Here is a 21,522-nt window from a genome sequence, read left to right as displayed (position 1 = left end):
GGCACCGGGGACGGGAGGACGGGCGCAGTCGCTGCGGGCATGTGGCGCGGCTGGTCAGGATGCGTAGGCGGCAGGCTCGCCGTCGAAGGTGGTTGCGCACTGCGTCGAGCAGAAGGAGAACGTCTGCTGCCGCCACTGCCGGGTGGCCGCCGCTTCCGCAGGATCGACGGTCATGCCGCACACCGGGTCGACCACGGGTGCCTGGGAGCTGGGGGTCATGGTGGTGTGCCCTTCGTGTTCGGCCGTCACGTGGACGGCTGGTTCGGCGTGCGGTGTGCTGGTGGTGCTGACGGCCAGGGCGCGCGGGGTGAACCGGCGCAGGCGGTTGGCGTTCGCGACGACGGACAGCGACGACAGCGCCATCGCGAGCGCTGCGAGCATGGGGCTCAGGAGCAGTCCGAACGCGGGGTAGAGCACGCCGGCGGCGATCGGGATGCCGATGGCGTTGTACCCGAACGCGAACACCAGGTTCTGGCGGATGTTTCGCATCGTCGCGCGCGACAGGTCGATCGCCGTGACGAGTCCCGTCAGCGATCCGGAGATCAGGGTGATGTCGGAGGACTCGATCGCCACGTCGGTGCCGGTGCCGATCGCGGATCCGACGTCGGCCTGGGCGAGCGCGGGCGCGTCGTTGATCCCGTCGCCGACCATGCCGACCACTCGCCCCTCGGCCTGGAGGCGTCGCACCTCGCTGGCCTTGTGCTCCGGCAGAACCTCCGCGACGACACGTGCGATGCCGACCTGGCGGGCGATGGCACCGGCCGTGACGCGGTTGTCGCCGGTCATCATCACCACGTCGATGCCGCGGGCGGTCAGGGCTGCGACCGCCTGGGCGGAGGTGTCCTTGACCGTGTCCGCGACGGCGATGACCCCGGCGGGCATCCGGTTGATCGCGACGAGCATCGCCGTCTTGCCTTCCGCGGCGAGCCGGCCGGCTTCGCGAAGCAGCGCACCCGCGGCCACCCCGTGGCCGCTGAGCAGACGCTCGTTGCCCACCAGGACCTGGGAGCCGTCGAGCGTGGCGATGATTCCCTGGCCTGTGACGGAGTCGAACTGCTGCGGGCGGCTCAGGCGCAGTCCACGCTCGAGAGCTGCCGCAACGATCGCGGACGCCAGGGGGTGCTCGGAAGCCTGTTCTGCGGAGGCCACACGTGCCAGGAGCTCGTCGGCCTGGAAGTCGGGAGTGGGCAGGACGTCGGTCAGCACGGGCGCGCCGTTGGTGATGGTGCCGGTCTTGTCCAGGACGATCGTGTCCAGCTTGTGCGCGGTCTCGAGGGCCTCGGCGGAGCGGATGAGGATGCCGTTCGTGGCGCCCTTGCCCGTGCCGACCGTGATCGACAGTGGTGTCGCGAGCCCGAGGGCGCACGGGCAGGCGATGATCAAGACGGACACCGCCGCGACGAGGGCGTAGACCACGGACGGCGGTGGCCCCACGAGGTACCAGGCGACGAACGTCCACACGGCTGCCGCCATGACCGCGGGCACGAAGTAGCTCGAGACCTTGTCCACCAGGCGCTGGATGGGTGCCTTCGAGCCCTGTGCCTCACGGACCAGGCGGATGATCTGGGCGAGCATCGTCTCGGCCCCGACCCGGGTCGCGACGTAGCGCAGGGAACCGGTCTGGTTGATCGTCGCGCCGATGACCGTGTCGCCCACCGACTTGGCCACGGGCATCGGCTCACCGGTGACCATGGACTCGTCGACGGCTGAGGCTCCCTCGAGCACCTCGCCGTCGACGGGCAGCTTCTCGCCGGGGCGGATGATCACCACGTCGCCGCGCTGCACGTCTTCGATCTCGACGTCGATCTGCGTCCCGCCGCGCTCGACGCGCGCGGTGCGCGGCTGGAGCCCGATCAGTGCCCGGATCGCCTCGCCGGTGCCCGCCTTCGCGCGTGTCTCCAGGAGCCGCCCGAGCAGGATGAGCGTGATGATCACGCCCACCGCCTCGTAGTAGACCTCCCGGGACTCCGCGGGTAGCAGACCCGGGGTGAAGGTCGCGATCAGGCTGAACCCGAACGCCGCGATGGTGCCCAGGGTGATCAGGGAGTTCATGTCGGCCGCGCGGTGGCGCAACGCGAGCCATCCGGTGCGGTGGATCGGCGCCCCGGTGTACACCATGACCGGCGCGATCAGCAGGAGCTGCACGAGCGGGTCGAGCAAGACCGGCGGCACCCAGGTAGCCCCGAGGAGCGTGGTCGCCATGACCGCGAGCAGGACGGGGGTGGTCAATGCCGTCCCGGCGAGCACGCGGTTGCGCAAGTCCTTGACCTCCGCGGCGCGTTCCCGGGCTTCGGTGTCGATGGCGCCCTGGACCAGGGGGTCGTGTTCGGGCTCCGAACTGCGGCCCGTGCGGTGGTCGGGCTCGACGAGGGTGCTCTCGGGGTCCGTCGGGTCGTCGACCACCCGCAGCGTGCCGTGCAGCATGTTCATCCCGCAGGCGAAGCCGAACTCACCGGACTGGGTCGGTATGAAGTCGATCTCGGTGACACGGTGCGCCGCGAGGGCGGCGTTCACTTTGAACTCGGGCAGGACCAGGCGCGAGGAGCAGTCGCCGGTCTCCTGGCGGTCGAAGCGCAACCGCACGGGCGTTCCGCGGACGACCTCGATGACGTCCGGTGAGTAGCCGCCCTTGACGACGATGGTGGCGACCTGTCTTCCGTCGCGGAGCTCGGCGCGGCTGCTGGTGCGCGGCCCGAAGAAGTACCACCCCAGTCCTGCTGTCAGAACGGCGGCTGTGAAAATCACGATCAACGCGACCATGGCTTGACCCCTTGGAAGATCCCGTAGCGGCCGGCCGCTCATTCCGCCGGCATCGGCCATACCCCCTGGGGGTATGAGTCGACACTAGATCGATGCTCCCTGCGATTCGGTGAGCCCCGGGTTGAGGTTGGGTCAAGAGCTCGCCCTCCCGGTGCCCCTGATCGAATCTTCACCGAGAGCCAACCGAGGCTTGGGCAGTTCTCTTCGACGCTGGTGCGGTGCGAGTTCCCCCCGATGCGGCGCCCTGCAGGTCCACCCGGTGACGGCTCGGCACGCCGGCATGGCGCGTCACCGCGCAGCTCCGCAGTCGGCGGCCGCGGAGGTCGATCCGGACACGCGTCCACAGGCTGCGGACCGCCCACCAGCTCGAGGGCGACACGCTCTGCCGAGCGATGCTGCCGACGACGCACTGAAGGCGGAGTCGTCAGCTCCTGGAGCGCCCGCGGCAGGGGTCCGCCGACCGCGGGACGTCGTATCGCGTTCCGCCCGCCGCGAGCAGGAGCGCGCCCGGCGCCGACGCGGAGCGGCCAAGGCCGCTGTCGCCGCCGCCGTCGCGCTCGGCGTGGCCGGGTTCGCCACCGCCTCCCTGGGTGGGGTGCAACAGGGCGTGGCCGGGACGATCGAGCCCATGCCCACACCGGCGGCCTCGGCGCCGGGCGGGCCGGGTTTCCCCCCGGCCCGCGTCGTAGAGGATCGGCAGGCGGCGGTGATCGAGGCCAGCGGCACGCTGCGCGCGGCGCAGGCCGTCAAGACGGCGGCCGTTGCGGCCTCGGTCCCCGCCGAGGCGACGTGGCAGCTCGACGAGGCGATCGGCGACCTGCGGGCCGCTATCACGGTGACTCAGGCGGCCCAACCCGCGGTCCTGGCGCTTCAGCCACCTGTGGCCCCCTCCCCGGTGCGGCCCCTGGATGCAGTGATCTCGACGCCCGGTGAGCAGGCAGAACCCGCGCCCACCACAACGGCGACCGCCCTGTCGCAGTCCCTGCCGGAGGCCTCCGACGCCGTGGTGGCCGCGCCTGTCCGCTCCGATGGTGGATCCGGGGCGAGCGTGGACGCAGCCGTGTCGCTGCTCCTGGCTCGGACCGACCGGGTCGCGGCGTTGACGGCCGAGCTCCAGGTCGTGACCGCGCAGGCGCAGGAGGCCGCGGTAGCGGCCGCTGCCGCGCGGGTGGCTGAGCAGGAGGCGGCAGCGCGCAAGCAGGCGCAGCGGACCTCGCTCGACCAGTACGCCAACGGCGAGATCCCGCTGAGCGCCTTGTGTGAGCTGGACTTCGCGCCCGGCCATCAGCAGCGTTGTGATGCCACGGAGGCGCTCGAGGGGCTGAACGCGGCGTTCGAGTGGGTGTTCTCGAGCGACCTGGTGGTGACCGACTCCTACCGGTCCTACGCGGCGCAGGTCGCCTGCCGGCGGAACAAGGGCAGTCTGTGCGCCACGCCCGGGACCTCGAACCACGGGACCGGGGTCGCGGTCGACTTCGGGGGCGGGGCGTCGTCGTTCGGGACGAGCGAGCACGAGTGGTTGCTCGAGCACGCCGGCGAGTACGGGTGGACCTTGCCGAGCTGGGCGCGCGCCTCGGGCTCGAAGCCGGAGCCGTGGCACTGGGAGTACGTCGGCTGAGCGCAGCCGGGGATACTGCCGGACGCGTCACTCAGGTGCCGAGCAGGACGAACGGCGCCGCGCGACCGTGGCGCGGCGCCGTTTTCCCTGCCGGCTGGGCGTCCTTCAGGGGATCCGCTCGTGGTCCTCGCGGGTCAGCCCACCGCCGGCGGGCGGCGTGGTTTCGTGGTCGTGGTCGTGGTCGTGGTCGTGGTCGTGGCTGGTGGGTCCGTCGTGCGGGCCGTGGACGTGCCCGTTGCCGCGGCCCATGAAGAACATCATCGCCACCATGCCCAGCGGGCACGCCAGCAGCAGCGCGTAGGGCAGTGCCCGGGACAGGTCCACTCCGAAGGCCAGGAGCAGCGCCAGGACGAGGGCCGCCCCGATCGCCATGTGCTTGAGGTGGTGCTTGATCACGTCGTGCTCCGATTCGCTCGCTGGTGCGGGACTGGGTCGTTCCCCATCGTGATCACCGGGGGTGAAGGTCAGGCCGCGGGTGCGGTCAAGGCTCGATCAAGGATCTGTCCCGGACGCAGAGACAGCGGCGCCACCGGCACGGGGGTGCACCGGTGGCGCCGCGATCGCGGGGCGGCTCACATGTCCGCGAGCAGTGCCTTCATCTCGGCGATCTCGGTGGTCTGGTCGGCGATGATCGTGTCGGCGAGCTCGAGGGCGTCCTCGTTCTGGCCGCGGTTGCGGTAGTCCTCGGACATGGTGATCGCGCCGGTGTGGTGGTCGATCATCATCTCCAGGAACATCCGGTCGAAGTCGGCGCCGGCGTCTTGGAGCTGCTGCATCTGGCCGTCGTCGGCCATGCCGGTGTGCTCACCGGAGTGGTCCATGCCACCCATGGAGTCGTCGGCCTCGGCCGGCTGCTCGCCCCAGGTCTGCAGCCAGGAGGTCATGAGGTCGATCTCGGGCTGCTGGGCGAACTGGATCCGCGCGGCGAGGTCCTGCACCGGTTCGCTCTGGGCGCGGCCCTCGGCGAGCACGGCCATGTCGAGTGCGCCCTGGTGGTGCAGGATCATCATCTGGGCGAACTCCACGTCGGCGTCGTTGTGCTCGACGGACGTTGCCGCCTTGCTGGTCGCGCCGGAGGGGCTCTGCTGGTCGGTCGAGGTCTGCTCGCCGGTCGAGCAGGCGCTGAGCAGGAGCCCGAGCGTGAGGGTCGCTGCCACGGCGGCGACGGCTCGGGGGATCTTCGGGGACATGAGGGTGCTCCTCGGTCGGCTGAGGGCTCGTCGCGTGCCGGGGGTCAGGCGACGGGCGTGGTCGTGCTGTTGGGCGTGGTGTGCTCGTCGGCGGTGGCGCCGCTGCAGCGGGTCCCCCCGCAGCACTCGTGGGTCGGTGCGGTCGTCTCGGCGGGGCTGGACTGGCAGCAGCTGTCGCTCATGAGGTCTCCTGTGGTCGGTGGGTGGTCAGCCAGGCAGCCGGGCCTGGACTTCCTTGAGCAGGTCCTGGGGCGCGAGCCACATGGACGGGTAGTTGCCGGACCACGCGCGTTCGCCGTCGGCGTCGACCAGGACGAAGCTGTGTCCGGGCAGCCCCTCGTGCATGCCGGTGCCGAGCGTCCCGTACTCCTCGGAGACGGTCCCGTCGTCCAGCAGGAACGGGGTGGTGACGCCGTAGGTGTCCATGTCGGCGCTGATCTGCTCGGCGGTGTTCATCACGATGGGCAGCACCGTGATGCCAGCCTCCGCGAAGGCGGGGTCCTTCTCGATCTCTCCCATCTGCTGCAGGCAGGACCCGCAGCCGGCGCCCTCGTTGAAGTACAGGACGACCGGCGAACCGCGGAACTCCGAGAGGGTGACACTCGACCCGTCGCTGGCCTGCAGCGTGAAGTCCGGTGCCGGCCCGAGGTCGCTGGAGGTCGTCTCACGTGCGCTGAGCAGGGCTGCGGTCACCACCGCGACCATCAGGACGACGATCAGCGCCGACGCGCCGGTCATGACGAGCTTGCGGCGCCGGTCGTGCCGGCGCTGGTCCTCGCGGACCTGCGCGAGTGCGACGGCCCGTCGTTCCCGGGCAACCTTGGCGGACGTCATCGTGCGGCTCCTTCGTGGTCGCCGTGGCAGCTGTTCTCGCCCGCGGCGTGCGGCTCGTGGGTGTCCTCGGGGGTGTTCTCGGCCGCGGGCGAGCTCGTGGTCCTGGAGCGTCGCCGCTCGGACAGGGTGCCCCAGACGAACAGCGCGGCCAGTGCCACCAGCCCGAGTCCGAGGACCGGCTCGGGAATGGGTGAGCTCCAGTCCTCGAACCGGGAGAACACCGTGGTCAGGCCCCGGCCGATCGCCGCCTGCGCCTCGGTCCCCCGGGTCATGTCGGGGCTGCCGGCGAGCAGGATGACGGCGACTCCCATGACGGTGAACCCGACCGCGACGGCGATGTTCAGCGAGTTCGTGACGAGGGTCCATCCGGCCAGACGCACACGCACGAGCTTGGGGCTCATCCACCGCCGGTCGCGCAGGCGGGCCTTGTCCCAGATCAACGCCATGACGAACAGCGGGAACACCATCCCGAACACGTACGCCAGCCCCAGGAGCAGCCCGCCGGCCGGCGACCCGGACAGGGCCGACAGCGTCATCACCCCGGCGAGGACCGGCGCGCAGCAGCTGGACGCGATGCCGGAGAACACCCCGAGCGCGTAGAAGCTGCCGGTGTCGCCGCGGCGCGTGTCCGGGGTGCGCAACGCGCTCGGCAGCGACCACATCCGCCCCGACAGGGCTAGGGCGGCCAGGGCGAGCATGAGGGCCCCGCCGGCGTAGTACAGGGGTGCGTGGTACTTGGCGATCGCCCCGGCGACCATGCTGACGCCGAGGGTGATGGGCAGCAGCACCGTGGCCAGCCCGGCCGCGAACACGAAGGTCAGGGGCAGCAGGCGCCAGCGACGGTTCTTCACCGCCCCGGCGAGGTAGCTGGGCGCCAGGAACACGATGCAGCAGGGAGCGAACAGGGCGACGCCGCCGGCGAAGAACGCGGCCAGGACGCTGCCCGTGGTCAGCAGCTGGGACCCCATCAGCGCACCGCCGCGAGGTGGACGTCGCTGCCGCGCTCGCGCAGCAGGTCCAGCAGGCGGCCAGAACGCAGCTTGCCCGAGCTCACGAACGCGCCGTCGAGGAGGACGAGCGGGCTCATCGCAGGCCGGTGCTGAGCGACGAGCCGCGCACCCTCCTCGGAATTGATCTCGAGGACCTCGAGGTCCAGGGGGACGACCTCGCGCAGCCGCCCGAGGGTCTGCAGCGCGGCGTCGCACAGGTGGCACGCGGGTGAACGGACCACCGTGACACGCGGGGTGGGCGCACCTGGGCAGGCCCCGGAGAACTCGAGCATGCCTCAACGGTGCCGTGCGGTTCTTGCGCGGCGGTCAGGGGTGCATTGATTTCCGATGAAGCCTCGAGGGTGCTGCTCACTAGGGGGTGGTGTTCCGGGGTGCGGCGGGAAGCCGGACGATGAACGTCGAGCCGTGGCCGGTGCCGTCGGATGTGGCGCGGATCGAGCCGTGGTGGGCGTGCACCAGCGCGCGGCAGATCGCCAGACCGACGCCGGATCCACCGCGGCCGCGATCGCGCGCGCTGTCCACCCGGTAGAACCGCTCGAAGACGTGCTCCAGGTGTTCGGCGGGGATCCCCTCTCCGGTGTCGGCGACCGTCAGCTCGACGGTGTCCGGCGCGCTCGGTGCGGCGCGCAAGGTGATCGTCCCGCCGGCTGGTGTGTGCCGCACCGCGTTGACGACCAGGTTGTCGAGGACCTGGGCGAGCCGGACCCGGTCGACCCGGACCGTCCCGGCGCCGGGGGCTGCCTGCACCTCGATGCTCACGCCGGCGGTGTCGGCGCGTTCGCGTCCGGCCAGCGCCGCGGCGTCAAGGAGGTCGGAGGCCGGGACGTCGGCCAGCTGCAGGTCCAGCTCGCCGCTCTCGGCGCGGGTCACCGCCGCGAGGTCGCGCGCCAGGCGGTTGAGCCGTTGAGCCTGGTCGTGCAGGACGGCGACGGTCTCGGTGTCGAGCACGCGCACCCCGTCCTCGATCGCCTCGATGTACGCGGCGATGGTCGCCGCCGGGGTCCGCAGCTCGTGCGCGACGTCGGCGATCAGCCGTTCGCGCAGTCGCGCGTCATCCTCTAGGTGCGCGGCCATGGTGTTGAACGCGGCGGCCAGCGTGTCGAACTCGGTGCCGATCCCGGGCAGCGGGACGCGCGCGTCGAAGCGTCCGGCACCAATCTGCGCGGCGGCGCGGGACATCTGCGCCACGGAGCGTCCGATGCGGCGGGTGAGCAGCACACTGACCGCCAGCGCGGTCACGCCGGCGACCACGATCGCCAGGGCGAGGGCGATGGTGCTGGCTGACTGGAACGCCTCCTCGATGTGCAGGTCGGCGAGCTCGTGGTCCTGGACGCCCGCTTGCAGCAGGTGCTCGTGGAACAGCGCGGGCCCGACGAGGGTCGCCACGATCCAGGCGGTGACCGCGGCAGCGAGGAGCACCAGGGCGATCGAGACCAAGAGGCGACGGCCGAGAGTGCCGGGGCCGATCGCGTCGCGGGTGTTCATCCGGGGCCCATCCTGTAGCCGACACCGCGCACGGTGCGCACGAACCGCTGTTCCTGTGCGGTGTCCCCGAGCTTGCGGCGCACGTGCAGGACGTGGACGTCGACCAGGTGCTCGTCGCCGACCCAGCCTTCACCCCAGACCGCACGGATCAGGGCAGGTCGCGAGAACACGATGCCCGGACGTGAGGCGAGGGCCGCGAGCACGTCGAACTCCAGGCGGGTGAGAAGGGCGCGTTCGCCGTCGACGTCGACCTCGCGGGCATCGAGGTTCAGCCGCAGTCCCCCGATCGAGATGACGCGCGCGTCCGAGGCGGGCACGGCGTCCGGTGCGGGTGGTGCCGGGTGCCGGGGTCGGCGCAGCATAACGCGGATCCGCGCGACCAGCTCGCGCGGGCTGAACGGCTTGCTCATGTAGTCGTCGGCGCCGACCGACAGACCAATGAGGGTGTCGACCTCCTCGCTACGCGCGGTCAGCATGACGACGTAGCAGTCGGAGAAGGTCCGCAGCTGCCTGCACACCTCGATACCGTCCAGGCCCGGGAGCCCGAGGTCGAGGACCACGACGTCCGGGTCAACCTCGCGCAGCAGGGCGACGGCCTCGGTCCCGTCATGGCAGAGCGTGACCTCGAAGCCCTCGCGCTCGAGGTAGCCGCCGATCACGGCGGCGAGCGGCTTCTCGTCATCGACGACCACGGCACGCAGGGCGACAGGAGGGTTCATGCGGGCCATTGTGTCGCCGGCTTCGAGCGAGAGCGTCGCACCGGTCGGTGGCTTCATCGAACCTTGATCGAACGTTCGAGCCGGTCACGGCCTGCTTGATCCAACGTCAACCGACTTCGCGGGGTGCTCTCAACCTGACCGCGAGACCGTGGCCGGGCCGGCTCCCCTGTCGGCGAATCCCGACGACAGGAAGACCCGACGTGCGCCCCGTCCTGTTCAGCATCTTCGGCCTCGACATCCAGACCTACGGCGTGAGCAAGGCCGCGGCCGCGCTGATCGCCGCCTATCTGCTGGGACGGGGGTTCACCCGGTTGGGGCTCAAGCGTGACAGCGCGCACTCCCTGGTGTTCTGGGCCACGATCTGGGGGTTCGTGGGCGCGAAGGTCTACTTCCTGCTGGAGAACGTCGACGACCTGAGCTGGCACCATCTGGGCGGCATGGGGTTCACCTGGTACGGGGGGCTCATCGCCGGCGTGGCGTCCGCGCTCGTCGTGATCCGCCGGCACCGTCTGCCGCTCGGGCAGGTCGCGGGGGCGGCGGCGATCCCGCTCACGGTCGCGTACGGCGTGGGTCGTCTGGGTTGCTTCCTCGCCGGTGACGGAACCTACGGCAGGCCGAGCGACCTGCCCTGGGCGATGGCCTTCCCGCACGGCGCGGTTCCCAGCACCGTGCCCGTCCACCCGACCCCGCTGTACGAGACGATCGCCGCCTTCGTGATCGCCGGGGTGCTGTGGTCGGCTCGCCGATGGCTCCCGGGTGCCGGGTTGTTCGGGGGGTACCTGGTGCTCAGCGGTCTGTCCCGGTTCGCCGTGGAGTACCTGCGGGTCAACACCCCCGTGGTCGCAGGGCTCACGCAGCCGCAGCTGTGGTCGGTGCTCAGCGTGGCAGCGGGCGCCGTGATCGTGCTGCTCTCGCGCCGCTCGAACCCGCCGCGGCCGATCGAGTCGAGCGACGACAGCGACGACGCGGCGCCTGCGGTCGTGCGCTAGTAGCGCAGCGGAAGCCCCGGTGCGCTGAGCCGCCCCACCGCTCTCACATCGCGTGGCTGTGGCCGTGGCTGAGGCTGTGTCGGGGAACGGTTGCGCCGGTCGCTGTCACGACCACGACGGCGATGGCCGTCGTGAGCGGGATCGCCAGGACGAGCCCGACGGAGGACACCGCGGTGCGCACGATCTCGGCGGCGAACTGCCCGCTGGTCAGGGTCGAGAGCAGCGGCAGCTGGTAGATGAGCAGCAGCAGCAGGACCGGCAGCGATGCGCCGGTGTACGCGAACGCGATGGTGTAGACCGTGGAGGCGATGTGGTCGCGCCCGATCCGCATCCCGCCGCGGAACAGCTCGAGCCGCGTGGCGTGCGGGGACGCGGCGCGCAGCTCCCAGACCGCCGAGGCCTGCGTGATGGTGACGTCGTTGAGCACGCCGAGGCCTGCGAGGACGAGCCCGGCGAGGAACAGGCTTCGCAGGGAGACAGCGCCGACGTCGCCGAGTAGCTGCGCCAGCCGGTAGTCGTCCTCGCTGGTCACCCCGGACAGGTGCGCCCATCGCGCCCCGAGGGCGCCGAGCCCTGTGGTCAGGGCCAGGCCGGCCAGCGTCCCGATCAGCGCGGTGGAGGTGCGCAGCGAGAGCCCGTGCGCCAGGTACAGCACGGCGGTCATGATGACGGTCGAGGCCGCCAGCGCCACGACGACCGCGTTCTCGCCGGCGAGCAGCGCTGGCAGGACGTAGACGCCGATCACGGCGAACGCGGCGATGAGGCCCAGCAGCGCCCTGGCTCCTCGGTAGCCGGCGACGAGCACGATGGAGATCGCGAAGAGAGCCAGGAGCGCACCGAGCGGCAGGCTGCGCTGGAAGTCGTGCCACGCCCACACCTCGTCGTCGGTCTGGGTCGCGGGATACCACTCCACCACGATGCGGGTGCCCGCGCCCACGTCGTCCGGGGTCAACGTGGCGGTGGCCCAGATCTGAATGCTCCGTCCGGCCTGCGGGCCGCTGGTCACGTCGGCACTGACGCGCAGGCAGGTGACCGTCTCCGGGATGCTGCCGTCCGGTCGCTGGTCCTCGACGGTCCCCTGGCAGCTCTCCTGGGCGGTCCCGGTGACCACGGCCGTCGGGTACTGCACCTCGACGGGCTCGATGACCCGCGCGGTCTGGCGTCGTTCACCGGGCCAGGTCGCGGCCATGGCTGCCACGGCCAGCACCAGCAGCGGGATGAGCACGGCGCTGACGACGACCGTCAGCCGGTTCCGAGGGCGACTCACAACTTGACCCCATCCAGCCCCGGGTCAGGCGCCCGGCGGCGGGCACACGGTAGGGAGCCGCACCCGGTCACCGGCCGTGCCGTTGGTCCCGGAACCGGCCATCTTGATCAGACCTTCATGCCGCGACCGCGAAGACTTGACCGCGCGCCGAGAGGCTTGAGGGCATGCGGAGCAGGAGTCGACCGGTGAGGAGCGCGGGGGGATGTGGTGGTGCCAGATGAGTGCCCTCGGATGGGTCGTCATGGGCTGCGTGTGGGTCGCGGTCGTCGCGTTGGCGGTGTGGGCTGTCTCGCGGTTGTTCCCGTCCCGCGCTGCGAGCACGCCGCGTGCCGCGCTCGATGAGTGGCTGGCTTCGAGTGAGATCGACATCGACCTGTACCGGCGCCTGCGGGCGGATCTCGACGCAGCCGCCTCGAATGCCCCGGTGAACCGATGGTGATGGTCGCTCGAGAGCCCACCTGCAGGGCAGCATCTGGCGCCCGGCGCACTCGCCAGCGCAGGTTCGCGCCCGCCGGGTTCGCCGCGGCCGCGGTGCTCACGCTCACCGCGGCTCTCGCGCCCGTCGACAGCGCGGCCGGGGACACCCTCGACGACAAGCAGCGCGCCGCTCAGCAGCGCGCCGACGCCGCAGAGCGCCAGTACGAGCTGCTGCAGGAGTCGGTCGAGGAGCTCTCGGCGGATCTCGCTCAGGCGGTGCTCACCCTTGAGGAGACGAAGGCGCGGCTTCCCGCCGCGCAGGCGGCACTCGACGCCGCGACCGTCCAGGCCGATTCCGCCCAACGCACGGCCACTCTCGCGCAGAGCAGACTCGAGGACACCGTGGGTCTGCGCGAGACGCTCCAGGACGAACTGGACACCGACGCCGCGCGCCGCGCGGAAGTCCGCTCGACGATCGCACAGCTCGCCAGGAGCGCCTACCAGGGCTCGGGATCGACCGCGGCGCTCGAGGTCGTCGTCGGCGCGGCGAGCCTGGAGGACTTCGTCGACCGCGCGGAGACGGTCGCGACCGCACAGCGACTGCAGAGTCGTGCGCTCGAGGAGCTCGTCGTGCTCGAAGCGAACGCCCGCACAGGTCAGGCCCGGCTGGCTGCCGTCGTCGGCACCCTGACCGAGATGGAGGCGGCGGCCGAGGCGCAGGCGGAGGCTGCTGAAGCTGCACGAGCCGAGCAGCAGACCCAGACCATCGCACTGCAGCAGGCGGTCGCAGACCAGAGTGCCGCAGCGCAACGCATCGAGGGCATGCGCGGCCAGGCGCAGGCGGAGCAGGCTGCGGCCGACTCGATCCGCGCGGCCGCCGAGGCCGAGATCGCGCAGATCGCCGCGCAGGAGGAGGCGGCGGCGCGGCAGCAAGCGCCCGCAGCACCGGTCCACCCCGCTCCGAATCCCGCCCCCGGGCAGGCGGCACAGCCGGTCGCACCGCCCGCGTCCAGCGGCGTCTTGTTCTCCAACCCGACCTCGATCGACCCTATGTACGTCACGTCGAACTACGGCATGCGCCTGCACCCGATCCTCGGGTACTACCGGCTGCACGCCGGCATCGACCTGCGCACCTACTGCAACACCCCGCTCTACGCCCCGCGCGACGGCACGGTCCAGTGGTCGGAATGGCGCAACGGCTTCGGGAACCAGGTCATGCTCAACTACGGCACCGTGAACGGGCAGTCGCTGATGAGCAGCTCGAACCACCTGACCCGATCTGTCGTGTCCTCGGGCCAGCAGGTTAGCCGGGGCCAGCTCATCGGCTACTCCGGGAACACCGGGCTGTCCGGGGCGTGTCATCTCCACTTCGAGGTGTACGTCGGCGGCAAGACCGTCGACCCCGCCCCGCTCCTGGGCCTGCGTTGACCACATGAACCGCCCGTCGATCCGACCCAGCCCGAGGAGTCCCGTGTCCACCACGCCGTCTGACCTGCCCGTCATCACCGTCGTGCAGGCCCCCGCGTGCCACTTCTGCGACGACGCGAAGCACGCCCTGACCGCCATGTCCCAGCAGACCCCGCTCGTGATCCGCGTCGTCGACATCGACAGTGACGAGGGGCGCGCACTCATCGCCGGGCACCGGCCGGCGATGAACCCGCTGGTCCTGCTCGACGGGCAGTACTTCTCCTCCGGCCGTCTGCCCCGCAAGAAGCTGGCGAAGGCGCTCCGGGACCGGACCGGGTCACCGACCGCCTGACGCGTTGAACGGACTCCTGACGGCCGGACCTCCTCGTTGGCTCTGGCTCTTCTTGACGATGCCCACATACCCGGTCCAGTCACGCCCGGCCCGGCGAGCCCATCTCACCGAGGCGGCGATGCTGAGTCCAAACAGGTCGTGGAGCACGGGTGCGGGCAGGTCGGCGGCGAGCCCGATGAGGGCTGCGTTGCGGGACTGTCGCACCGAGATCCCGTGGCGCCGCAGGCGCTCAGCGAGGCCTGTGTAGGTGACGTGGCCGCCGGCGCCCCTGCCGGGGAACAGCCACTCCGGACCGCCCGCCCTCGACTCGATCAGGGGTGTCCCCCTCGACGCCACGTCGGCAGGCAGCTGCGCGAGCATGCGCCCGAGCCTTGGCGGGACCTCGATCAGGTGGCCGCCCGCGGTCTGGCGGAACCCGTCGACGGAGCCCGTGCGGGGGTCGGAGTTGAGGTTCGACTTCGTGAGCTCGGCGATGCGGATGAGGGGCAGTCCGTAGAGGAGCAACATCGCGCCCGCCGTCGCGACGTCGACGGGGATCGTCCGGTCGGTGAGGCACCGTCGCAGTTCAGCCCATCGCTCGTCGTCGGTCAGCACGATGGTCGGCTCACGTGCCTCGGGATAGGTGACCGCCAGTTGGCGTGGGGCGAGGCGACGCCGGCCGGCCCAACGCAGGAAGTCCCCGGTCGCGCTGCGCTGGTCGCTCGTGACGTCGTCGAGCCAGCGGTCCAGCGTGGCTTGCTCCAGGGCGTCCAGCTCGGCGCCGTTCTCGTCGAGCCAGACGAGGAAGGCGGTCACCGCCATCAGGCGCGCCCAGACGTTCCGGAACTGGCTGTAGGTGAACCTGCCAGTCTGCTCGTAGCGCCGCCGCGCGCGTCGTAGGTGCCACCACGATGCGTACGCACGCACGAGCGCCCTGGTGCTCGGCGCGGACGTTGCCGTCACCTTCTCCAGCACGACGTCGAGCCGAGCGATGGGGTCGTGCCGTTCGGGAAGGACTTCGAGGTCAACGAGCATTCGACGCAGCGACCACACTTCGCGTTCGTCGAAGGTGTCGAGCGAGTCGTGACTGACCTCGATGCCCTCGTCGAGCAGGCTTCGCAGCACACGGGCGCCCCCGCGCGGGTTCGTGAGCCAGCGCATGACTGAGCGAGGTCGGCGGCACGCGCGAAGTGCGTGAGTGAGCGCCGCGACCGGCGTCCCGGGCGTCGCTGGTCCGAACATCGTCGTGAGCTGGTCGCTGACGGCGCAGCGCACGCAGAGCAGGTTCTTGTACGGCTCCTCGGAGCCACCACAGCGTGGGCATGCGTAGGAGTAGCGGGCGCTGCCCGAGCAGGGGCCACAGAGCGTGGGGCTCAGCAGGCTGACCGATGGGGCATCGGGGTGTCCGACGAGCACGCGGACCTGCGAGCAGGAGTCGCATGGAGCCGCGTTGCGGCGGGCGTGCGAGTAGCACGGGTGGCAGACGGGGCCGACGGGCCAGCGGGCTGCGGACAGGCGGAGTTGACCGCACACAGGACAGTGGACCGGCGTCCGCACGCATGGCTTCGTGGCTGCTGACGCGGAGCCCATCAGCCGAGGTCAGGTCGACGAATCCGTGTCCGTTGGACGGCGGGTCCCGGCCCGACCGGTCCCGACGACCGGGTGCCGGTCTTGGCGACCTGCTCGTCGACGGCCACCACCTTGATGAGGTCGTTGGGTTGACATCCGAGGATGTCGCAGAGCGCCGCCAGAACGTCCATGCTGAGTCGTTGCGGGGTCGACGTGACGAGCCGGTAGACCTGCTCGCGGGATAGATGGACACCGCGCTCGGCGAGCAGCGGAACGAGGTCCGTCGTCGCGAACAGTCCGCGCTCGGCCATGCGCAGCCGCAGCTCCCAGGCCACGCCCATCTTCTTGATCACGAGTTTCCTTCCTCGGGGTCGAGCCACAGGTCGGGCTGGTGGGCGTCGATCGCCCGGCGCAGCAGGGTGTTTCGGTAGGCGTCCGAGACGCCGGTGTAGATCGCCGTGGTGGCGGCGTACGCGTGGCCGACCTGCTCCTGGACGAAGCGCTCGGGGTAGTCGAACTCGACGAGGTGCGTGACGTACGAGTGCCGCAGGCAGTGAAGGTCGAGCTCCTTGTCCAACCCGGCGGCATCGCGGGCCTCGGCGAAGGCGTCGTTGATCCCTCGCCAGTCGAGGCGGCTGCGACGTTCGGTGGCCCACAGCGCCGCGTGCTGCCCGGGATCGAACCTCGGCCGCACCTCCTCCAGCCACTGGTCCAGGACTGGCACTATCCAGTCCATCTCGGGGACGAGCATCACGGTGCGCCGCCGCGGCGTGCCTCCGCGCTTCGCCTTGCCCCAGCGCACGTAGAGAGCTCCGAACTGGCCGAAGGCGGGCACCTTGGGGTTGCGTCGCAGGTCACTCAGATCCAGCCCCCACGCCTCACGGCGCCGGAGCCCGTAGGCGTAGACCGTCTTGAGGATCGCCGCGTCCCGTTGGGCTGCCAGCGCGCCCTTCCGCTTGCGTGCGCGGACTGCCTCGACGATGTCGTCGGCCGCGTCGAACAGGCGTTGGACCTCTTGGTACGTCAGGGGTCTGCGTCCCGGGGCGCCTTCGTACGCGCTGGTGTGGGTGACGGAGTTCCACTCGTCGATCACCTGCTGCGGGGCCTCACCGAAGCGCTCCAGGCAGACCGGCACCCACCCGTAGCGCGGGTCGGTCAGGTACTCGAGGAACATGCGCAGGTCCGCCGTGTACGCACGGATGGTCGAGGCCGCGGTGGCGCCGGACTGACCGACGACGAACGCTTCGACCTCGGGAGCGGTCCACTGCCAGGGGTACAGATTCGAGAATTCGATCATGCGCCGGACCATTCGGACTCGGTGCGAGACGGTGCTCGCTTTGAGGAACCGCACGCGCTGCTGTCGCGCCCAGCCGTCGAGCATCGCGTCGGTGACCGAGGTCTCGGGGTGAAGGAGGCCGACGCCTTCGACGAGCACGAGGCGCGCGGCGCCTGCGGGGGCTCCAGCAGTCGCGTCGCTCACGGTTGCATCTAACACAACATTGAGTCACCAACACAAGGGGCGCTTGTCACGGCGCCGGCCGCGGCTCAGACTGCGGAGCTGATCTACTGATCTACCCGTTGGCCGAGGGTGGGGAAACCTCACCCGGATGCAAGTCTGGACGTTCACGGACGTAGCGCAGCGGGTGACGAAAAGACCGCCCCGACCACGCGACGTCCGCGGAGACCTCGACGACGACGGGCTGCACGCGGGTGAGCGTGACGGGTTCCCGGTTGGCACCGAACCCGTTCACCGTGGCGGAGGACACCACCTCCGGCCACGGGTGGTCGTCCGGGTCGCCGGCGGTCAGCACGCGTGCGAGCTCGCGCGCGGCGAGCGGGGACAGCGGGACGGTGCGCCCCACGATCTTCAGGGCGCCGTCGATCGGTAGTCCGGCCACGACGACCGACGGCCGCGCGAGCGGGCCGACCACCGCGGCGCACACGACGTCCAGGACGCTGCGCTGCTTGACCTTGAGCCAGTCGCGCTGCCCGCCGCGGTAGAGCTGGTTCGCGCCCTTGGCGACCAGGCCCTCGATGCCGGCGACGGCCAGGTCCCGGAACCATGTCGCGGCGACCGCCTGGTCCTGGGTGATGGGCGACAGCGTGAGCGGCGGCCGCCAGGTGCTGCCGAGCTGCTCGAGGCGCGCCCGCCGCTGCGCGAACGGTTCGCCGCGCAGGTCGACGTCGCCGGCGGCGAGCACGTCGAAGGCGACGAGGTTGGCCGGCTGCTCGCGGGCGAGGCGGCCGGCCGCGCGTGGGCTGGCCACCCGGCGCTGCAGCGCGGCGAAGTGCAGCCGCTCCCCCGCCCACACGACCACCTCGCCGTCGAGGACGGTTCCGGCGGGGACCTGCTCGGCGACCGCCGCAGCGACGTCGGGGAACGCTGCGGTCAGGTCGGTTCCTCGGCGTGACCACAGCGTCGGGCCTCGGTCGGCATCGACCGCGGCCAGGATCCGGTACCCGTCCCACTTGGGTTCCCAGGACGTGCCGCCGGGCAGCGATGTGGTCTCGTCGAGCGACTCCACCGCGCGCGCCAGCACGACGTCGACGGGCGCTCGCACGGCGCCGCCTCGGCCTCGCGAGATGTCGGGTGTCATCCGGGCAGCATGCCCGCCGCGGGTCGTGAACGCACCGCAGCCGGGTAGCCCGATGGAGCCACCCGGCTGCGCCCGGCGATCGCTTCTACCGGCTGAGCGACTTGTCCTGCTGGCGGCCCTGCGGCCGCGCCCGCCGGGCCTTCGGAGCGCTCTTGCCGCGCACGACCGCCTCGTTCGCCGGCACCGCCTGGGAGGCGTCGGAGATCAGCCGGGCCTCCTTGGCCTCGGCGCCGACGCCGGCGGCGTCAAGCCGGGCGGCGAGCTGCTGGCGGCGCTCGGCGGAGTCGTACAGCACGTCTGCGTCACGCTCGAGCTCGACGCGGGCCGCGGCTCCCTCAAGCGGCTCGGCGAGCACTGCACCCGCCGTCAGCTCGTCGACGCGGGCGGCCGCCCGGGCCGCGTCGCCGTCTACCGTCGCGCCGGTGCGCGCACGCCAGGTCTCCACGAACCGCTCGCGCGTGCGAGCGTCTTCGCGCGCGTCGTCCGAACCCATCAGAGCCCGGTCGTGGCCGGCGAGCAGAGCAGGGTCGTGCTCCTGCGCCCACTCGCGCGCGCGGTCGTACTCGGACCGCCGCTCGGCCGCCGCGCGCACCTCGGAGACCCGGTCGGCGCGCACCTGCTCGGCGAGCTGTCCCGCGTCGACGCCGTGACGCTCTCGCACCTGGTGCTCGATGAGCTGCGCGGCTCGGTCGATGTCGGGATCCTGCTCGCGCCAGGCCTGCGCCGTCTCCCAGACCCGGGCGATCTTCTCCGGCGTGGCGGTCTCCCACCACTCCTGCCGGTCGACCACGGCGACGTGCGCGCGCGCCGCGGCGCGCTCGGCGTCGTACCGGGCCTGCAGCGCTCGCGCCTGCTCGTGGCTGGCGTGCGCAGACTCCTTCGCGCGGTCCGCGATCGCCTGCGCGATCTGCTGGCCGGCGTACCCGGCCGCGGTGATGGCGGTCCGCATGCTGCCGCGGATGGCCTCGTCGATCCCGTCGCTCTCGCTCATGTCCTTCTCCCTCGTGATGGCTCCTGGTCCCCCGACTGGTAGCCCTCGAGGCCGGCCGCGGCCGCCGGCGTGCGCCTACCCGCGCGTCACCGCTCGATCCCCTCGTCCCGCTGCGCGGCGGTGGTGCGAGGTCGCGGCTGCAGCGGGTTCGGCAGGGGCGAGCGCAGCCGCACCGCGGCGCCGCCGGTCGCCTGCTCGACCGACAGCGCGCCCGGGACCGCTCCGGGCCGCCCGCCCGCCGGCGACGCCACACGCGTGGCGACGACAGCGAGCCGCTGGCGCACCGCCCACTCGGTCGCCGCGGCGGCCTGGGCGTGGCGCATCGCCTGCTGCATCTGGAACAGCACGTGCAGCGTGTTCGCCAGCTGCCGGACCATGTACGCCTGCGAGGTGCGCGACTGGCCCCCGTCGGCGGCCACGAGCAGCACCCGCGACAGGCCGAGGATCGCCGGCGTGGTGACCTGCTTGCTCGCAGCCGCCCCCGCGCGGACCTGGGCGTAGCGCGCGAGCGCGTCGGACGCATCGGCCAGCGGCCCGGGCTCAGGCTCGGTGCGCAGCGACCAGGCCGCGAACGCCCCCGAGGTCTCCCGCGCCACCTGCGTCCACGTCGCCGTGTCGTCGGGCGCGACGCCGCGCAGTCGCTCGTTCAGCTCGCCGATCTGCTCGGCGTACTGCTCCCACAGCTGCGGGTCGGGCGCGTCGACCTCGACGCCGGGGCGCACCGGTCGCTGCCCGCGGCCGGCCGCGGTCCACTCGGCGACCGCGTCGGTGGCCGCCTGCGGACTGTCCGACCACGTCGACCGAAGGCGCGGCAGGGTGAGGTCCTTGGCCAGCGTGCCGCCGCCGAACCACACGGGGCTCTCCCCCGCCGGCGGTCGCAGCGCGACCGAGTACCCGAGCACGACGTCGTCCCGGCCCGCGGCGTACCGCGGCCGCGCGAGCAGCCCCTCACGCCGCAGCCGCCGCACGAACTCCGCCTCGTCCCGGCTCGCCGTCGCCGAGGCCCGAACGCGCCGCGCGACGGTCGTGCGCTGCGTGTCGCGGACGCTGCCGGACGCGGCGCGACCGAGCTCCGCCGGCCGCACGCCGCGGCTGCCGAGCCCGAGGTCGCGGGACTCGAGGACCTGCAGCCCGTACGCCTTCTCCAGCCGCCCGGAGATCTCCTGCGCGCGCCGGAAGTCGTTCCACGTCGGCGCCTTCGTGCCGTCCTCGCGGACCAGGTTGACCGCGATGTGCACGTGGTCGTTGCCCGCCTGCGAGACGCCGTGGCGGATCGCGACCCACCGGCACGGCGCCTTGCCCGAGGCGTCGGTGAACCCCATCTGGCGCACGAAGTCCTCGGCGATCTGCGACCAGGTGGTGTCGGGCAGCACGCCCTCCTCGGCGCGCAGCGACAGCGAGCAGTGCCACACGTGCGCATCGCCGTAGCCGACCTTCACGCGCTGCTGACGCTGCTCGCTCCACTCGTACAGCGGTGCGTTGACCTCGGTACCGAACACCCGGCTGGGCGCGTCGAGGTGCTTCGCGATCGCCAGCGCCGACGCGCGGTCCAGCTGCTCGTCGGCGTGCCACGCCATGAGCGCGGGATCACCCGCGACGACGTGCTGCTCCCGGTGCTCGTTGTGCCGGCCGTCCCCCGCCAGGTACACCAGCAGGCCGGGCATCCGCCCGCCCCGGGTGACGTTCGGCATCACTGCGCGACCACCTCGTCGACCGCGCGCTCGATGCGCGGGCCGAGGACCTCACGCACGTACCGCAGCGTCGCCTCGAGGTCCTCGTGCAGCTCGCCGGTCGCGTTCGTCGCCCGCGCCATCTGGTTGACGTTGTTCGCGACCGTGCCGAGCAGCCGGCTGATGCCGAACAGCTCCGCGGCAGCCTGCCGCCGCTCGGTGATCGTCAACGGCGCGTCGTCAGCCGGCCCGGCGTGCGCCGCCAGCGTCGACTCCACCAGCAGCCGCGGAACGCTCACCCCGTGCTGCGCCGCCAGCGTCCGAAGCCGCAGCTCCTCCTCCGGCGTCGACTTCACCACGAAGCGGCCGCGCCGGCCTCCCTCGACGTTCTCCCGACGCGCACGACCGAGCACGCGAGCACGCCCGACACCGCGGTGCTCCCCCTCGCTCATGCGTCCTCCCAAGCCAGCGCAGCGACCCCGCACCCGCGGGGACCACACGAAGTGTGCAGCCTCCGACCGCGAAAGGTCGAGAGGCCAAGCCACTTAGGGCACCTAAGTGTATAGCTTGCTCCGTCTGGGGCTCCGCTGGGTGGGTGACGCGCGGCTGCGCGGCACGGCCAGCAGAGTGACGCGAAGCGTCGCCGCCACCGCGCCCTGGCGGGCGCG

Annotated in this window: 22 protein-coding genes; 5 read left to right on the top strand and 17 right to left on the bottom strand. The window is 71.8% G+C overall.

Features of this window, described 5'->3' with window-relative positions; all coding sequences use genetic code 11:
- Positions 1 to 54: 54 nt before the first annotated feature.
- On the bottom strand, positions 55 to 2,760 hold the full coding sequence (locus P9841_RS12835) for a heavy metal translocating P-type ATPase (protein WP_283319055.1): 2,706 nt from the start codon (positions 2,758 to 2,760) through the stop codon (positions 55 to 57).
- 607 nt (positions 2,761 to 3,367) lie between these two features.
- Here P9841_RS12835 and P9841_RS12830 point away from each other — a divergent pair.
- Positions 3,368 to 4,378 carry a M15 family metallopeptidase gene (locus P9841_RS12830; protein WP_283319054.1) on the top strand — a complete coding sequence of 337 codons (1,011 nt, stop codon included), beginning with the start codon at positions 3,368 to 3,370 and terminating at the stop codon, positions 4,376 to 4,378.
- 105 nt (positions 4,379 to 4,483) lie between these two features.
- On the opposite strand, the gene P9841_RS12825 is transcribed toward P9841_RS12830, so the two are convergent.
- The 8 genes from P9841_RS12825 to P9841_RS12790 all read right to left on the bottom strand — a co-directional run bounded on the left by P9841_RS12825 (position 4,484) and on the right by P9841_RS12790 (position 9,625).
- Positions 4,484 to 4,774 carry a DUF2933 domain-containing protein gene (locus P9841_RS12825; RefSeq protein ID WP_283319053.1) on the bottom strand — a complete coding sequence of 97 codons (291 nt, stop codon included), beginning with the start codon at positions 4,772 to 4,774 and terminating at the stop codon, positions 4,484 to 4,486.
- A 176-nt stretch (positions 4,775 to 4,950) separates the two neighbouring features.
- Complete coding sequence (locus tag P9841_RS12820; protein WP_283319052.1) at positions 4,951 to 5,568, bottom strand: DUF305 domain-containing protein; 618 nt, start codon at positions 5,566 to 5,568, stop codon at positions 4,951 to 4,953.
- 44 nt (positions 5,569 to 5,612) lie between these two features.
- Positions 5,613 to 5,750 carry a hypothetical protein gene (locus P9841_RS12815; protein WP_283319051.1) on the bottom strand — a complete coding sequence of 46 codons (138 nt, stop codon included), beginning with the start codon at positions 5,748 to 5,750 and terminating at the stop codon, positions 5,613 to 5,615.
- 25 nt (positions 5,751 to 5,775) lie between these two features.
- On the bottom strand, positions 5,776 to 6,402 hold the full coding sequence (locus tag P9841_RS12810) for a peroxiredoxin family protein (protein WP_283319050.1): 627 nt from the start codon (positions 6,400 to 6,402) through the stop codon (positions 5,776 to 5,778).
- Entirely contained in the window at positions 6,399 to 7,370 is a 972-nt protein-coding gene (locus P9841_RS12805; protein ID WP_283319049.1) for a cytochrome c biogenesis CcdA family protein, read from the bottom strand. The genes P9841_RS12810 and P9841_RS12805 overlap by 4 nt, the downstream gene beginning before the upstream one ends.
- On the bottom strand, positions 7,370 to 7,684 hold the full coding sequence (locus P9841_RS12800) for a glutaredoxin (RefSeq protein WP_203767597.1): 315 nt from the start codon (positions 7,682 to 7,684) through the stop codon (positions 7,370 to 7,372). Before P9841_RS12800 ends, P9841_RS12805 begins: the two co-directional genes overlap by 1 nt.
- Positions 7,685 to 7,763: 79 nt before the next feature.
- Positions 7,764 to 8,897 carry a sensor histidine kinase gene (locus tag P9841_RS12795; protein ID WP_168631504.1) on the bottom strand — a complete coding sequence of 378 codons (1,134 nt, stop codon included), beginning with the start codon at positions 8,895 to 8,897 and terminating at the stop codon, positions 7,764 to 7,766.
- On the bottom strand, positions 8,894 to 9,625 hold the full coding sequence (locus P9841_RS12790) for a response regulator (RefSeq protein WP_168631530.1): 732 nt from the start codon (positions 9,623 to 9,625) through the stop codon (positions 8,894 to 8,896). The genes P9841_RS12795 and P9841_RS12790 overlap by 4 nt, the downstream gene beginning before the upstream one ends.
- 191 nt (positions 9,626 to 9,816) lie before the next feature.
- Here P9841_RS12790 and P9841_RS12785 point away from each other — a divergent pair, with 191 nt between their 5' ends.
- Positions 9,817 to 10,605 carry a prolipoprotein diacylglyceryl transferase gene (locus P9841_RS12785; RefSeq protein ID WP_168631505.1) on the top strand — a complete coding sequence of 263 codons (789 nt, stop codon included), beginning with the start codon at positions 9,817 to 9,819 and terminating at the stop codon, positions 10,603 to 10,605.
- A gap of 43 nt (positions 10,606 to 10,648) precedes the next feature.
- Here the strand turns inward: P9841_RS12785 and P9841_RS12780 are convergent, their stop codons facing one another.
- Positions 10,649 to 11,872 (bottom strand): YibE/F family protein, encoded by a 1,224-nt coding sequence (locus tag P9841_RS12780; protein WP_255596436.1) that lies wholly within the window; start codon positions 11,870 to 11,872, stop codon positions 10,649 to 10,651.
- A gap of 217 nt (positions 11,873 to 12,089) precedes the next feature.
- Here P9841_RS12780 and P9841_RS12775 point away from each other — a divergent pair, with 217 nt between their 5' ends.
- From P9841_RS12775 to P9841_RS12765, 3 genes are all read left to right on the top strand, one after another.
- On the top strand, positions 12,090 to 12,311 hold the full coding sequence (locus tag P9841_RS12775; protein WP_283319048.1) for a hypothetical protein: 222 nt from the start codon (positions 12,090 to 12,092) through the stop codon (positions 12,309 to 12,311).
- Positions 12,312 to 12,403: 92 nt separating this feature from the next.
- Positions 12,404 to 13,717, top strand: a complete 1,314-nt coding sequence (locus tag P9841_RS12770) for a peptidoglycan DD-metalloendopeptidase family protein (protein ID WP_283319047.1) — start codon at positions 12,404 to 12,406, stop codon at positions 13,715 to 13,717.
- A 43-nt stretch (positions 13,718 to 13,760) separates the two neighbouring features.
- Entirely contained in the window at positions 13,761 to 14,048 is a 288-nt protein-coding gene (locus P9841_RS12765; protein WP_239073687.1) for a glutaredoxin family protein, read from the top strand.
- Here the strand turns inward: P9841_RS12765 and P9841_RS12760 are convergent.
- From P9841_RS12760 to P9841_RS12730, 7 genes are all read right to left on the bottom strand, one after another.
- Positions 14,034 to 15,188, bottom strand: coding sequence for a hypothetical protein (locus tag P9841_RS12760; protein ID WP_283319046.1), 1,155 nt, complete (start codon positions 15,186 to 15,188; stop codon positions 14,034 to 14,036). The genes P9841_RS12765 and P9841_RS12760 overlap by 15 nt on opposite strands.
- Positions 15,189 to 15,616: 428 nt before the next feature.
- Entirely contained in the window at positions 15,617 to 15,949 is a 333-nt protein-coding gene (locus tag P9841_RS12755; protein WP_283319045.1) for a helix-turn-helix domain-containing protein, read from the bottom strand.
- Positions 15,946 to 17,076, bottom strand: coding sequence for a tyrosine-type recombinase/integrase (locus P9841_RS12750; protein WP_283319044.1), 1,131 nt, complete (start codon positions 17,074 to 17,076; stop codon positions 15,946 to 15,948). The genes P9841_RS12755 and P9841_RS12750 overlap by 4 nt, the downstream gene beginning before the upstream one ends.
- 91 nt (positions 17,077 to 17,167) lie before the next feature.
- Positions 17,168 to 18,157 carry an ATP-dependent DNA ligase gene (locus P9841_RS12745; protein WP_283319043.1) on the bottom strand — a complete coding sequence of 330 codons (990 nt, stop codon included), beginning with the start codon at positions 18,155 to 18,157 and terminating at the stop codon, positions 17,168 to 17,170.
- Positions 18,158 to 18,278: 121 nt separating this feature from the next.
- Positions 18,279 to 19,184, bottom strand: coding sequence for a hypothetical protein (locus P9841_RS12740; RefSeq protein ID WP_283319042.1), 906 nt, complete (start codon positions 19,182 to 19,184; stop codon positions 18,279 to 18,281).
- Between the two features lie 86 nt (positions 19,185 to 19,270).
- The gene (locus tag P9841_RS12735; protein WP_283319041.1) at positions 19,271 to 20,875 is read right to left on the bottom strand and encodes a relaxase/mobilization nuclease domain-containing protein; all 1,605 of its coding nucleotides are present in this window, start codon (positions 20,873 to 20,875) and stop codon (positions 19,271 to 19,273) included.
- Positions 20,875 to 21,306 (bottom strand): MobC family plasmid mobilization relaxosome protein, encoded by a 432-nt coding sequence (locus P9841_RS12730; RefSeq protein ID WP_283319040.1) that lies wholly within the window; start codon positions 21,304 to 21,306, stop codon positions 20,875 to 20,877. Before P9841_RS12730 ends, P9841_RS12735 begins: the two co-directional genes overlap by 1 nt.
- Positions 21,307 to 21,522 lie beyond the last annotated feature (216 nt).

Source organism: Cellulomonas sp. ES6, from assembly GCF_030053835.1.
In the GTDB taxonomy this organism is placed as follows: Bacteria; Actinomycetota; Actinomycetes; order Actinomycetales; family Cellulomonadaceae; genus Cellulomonas.
This window is presented reverse-complemented; position numbering and strand designations above follow the sequence as displayed.

Coding starts and splice junctions, on each gene's coding strand:
- P9841_RS12835 (WP_283319055.1), bottom strand. CDS start 2,760: ATGGTCGCGTTGATCGTGATTTTCACAGCCGCCGTTCTGACAGCAGGA.
- P9841_RS12820 (WP_283319052.1), bottom strand. CDS start 5,568: ATGTCCCCGAAGATCCCCCGAGCCGTCGCCGCCGTGGCAGCGACCCTC.
- P9841_RS12815 (WP_283319051.1), bottom strand. CDS start 5,750: ATGAGCGACAGCTGCTGCCAGTCCAGCCCCGCCGAGACGACCGCACCG.
- P9841_RS12810 (WP_283319050.1), bottom strand. CDS start 6,402: ATGACGTCCGCCAAGGTTGCCCGGGAACGACGGGCCGTCGCACTCGCG.
- P9841_RS12805 (WP_283319049.1), bottom strand. CDS start 7,370: ATGGGGTCCCAGCTGCTGACCACGGGCAGCGTCCTGGCCGCGTTCTTC.
- P9841_RS12800 (WP_203767597.1), bottom strand. CDS start 7,684: ATGCTCGAGTTCTCCGGGGCCTGCCCAGGTGCGCCCACCCCGCGTGTC.
- P9841_RS12795 (WP_168631504.1), bottom strand. CDS start 8,897: ATGAACACCCGCGACGCGATCGGCCCCGGCACTCTCGGCCGTCGCCTC.
- P9841_RS12790 (WP_168631530.1), bottom strand. CDS start 9,625: ATGGCCCGCATGAACCCTCCTGTCGCCCTGCGTGCCGTGGTCGTCGAT.
- P9841_RS12775 (WP_283319048.1), top strand. CDS start 12,090: ATGAGTGCCCTCGGATGGGTCGTCATGGGCTGCGTGTGGGTCGCGGTC.
- P9841_RS12760 (WP_283319046.1), bottom strand. CDS start 15,188: ATGCGCTGGCTCACGAACCCGCGCGGGGGCGCCCGTGTGCTGCGAAGC.
- P9841_RS12740 (WP_283319042.1), bottom strand. CDS start 19,184: ATGAGCGAGAGCGACGGGATCGACGAGGCCATCCGCGGCAGCATGCGG.
- P9841_RS12735 (WP_283319041.1), bottom strand. CDS start 20,875: ATGCCGAACGTCACCCGGGGCGGGCGGATGCCCGGCCTGCTGGTGTAC.
- P9841_RS12730 (WP_283319040.1), bottom strand. CDS start 21,306: ATGAGCGAGGGGGAGCACCGCGGTGTCGGGCGTGCTCGCGTGCTCGGT.